At 34.7% G+C, this 628-nt stretch carries 1 protein-coding gene; it reads left to right on the forward strand.

The window, feature by feature from the left end; genetic code table 11:
- Positions 1-489: hypothetical protein (locus FEE95_RS22040; protein WP_212748481.1), on the forward strand; the 489-nt coding region annotated here is incomplete at its 5' end.
- Positions 490-628: the final 139 nt, after the last annotated feature.

The raw sequence follows: 628 nt of genomic DNA on the forward strand, positions 1-628 counted from the left end.
ACCGTTGTAACACATTTGAAAAAACTACTATATTTAGGATTTGCATTCTTAATCGGTTGTTCTCAATCAAAAAAAAAGAATTCTGTTGAAACATATTCAAGACAACTAATTGTTTATGACTTGGACAGTCTCGTTCGCACAAATAATTATGAATTGACTAAGGTTGAAAAGGACAGTTCGATAGCGTTCATTTATAAAAATCTTGAGGACTCAACTAAAAATATGGTTTTCGATTACTCAAAATACAAAGAGGAAATTTATTTTGGTCCCGAGCAATTTGAGCTTACGGAAAAGGAGTTTTTAAATTCAGATATAAATTTTGACCGATATGAACCTAATGAACCGATTCCGGACGGAATGGGGAACGTACTTTTCAACACACATTATGGGGTTTTAGCTTTTGATAATGGTTGGGGTATGCAGTTTCACTATTTGACCGAAGAGAATAGTAAAAACCTTCAACTGCCATTAATATTCAAAATTGAATAATAAAAGCGTGTTACAACAAAGCTTAAAATTCATTGCTTGCGGATTTCCTAAACGGAAATCACGCGTAAAAAGCTATCTTTAGGTTCGGCTGGATTGTCCTTCGGACCAATCACAGCAACAAACCTTAGCCCAACCGTTG

This window comes from Maribacter algarum (ex Zhang et al. 2020), assembly GCF_005885635.1.
In the GTDB taxonomy this organism is placed as follows: domain Bacteria; phylum Bacteroidota; class Bacteroidia; order Flavobacteriales; family Flavobacteriaceae; genus Maribacter_C; species Maribacter_C algarum.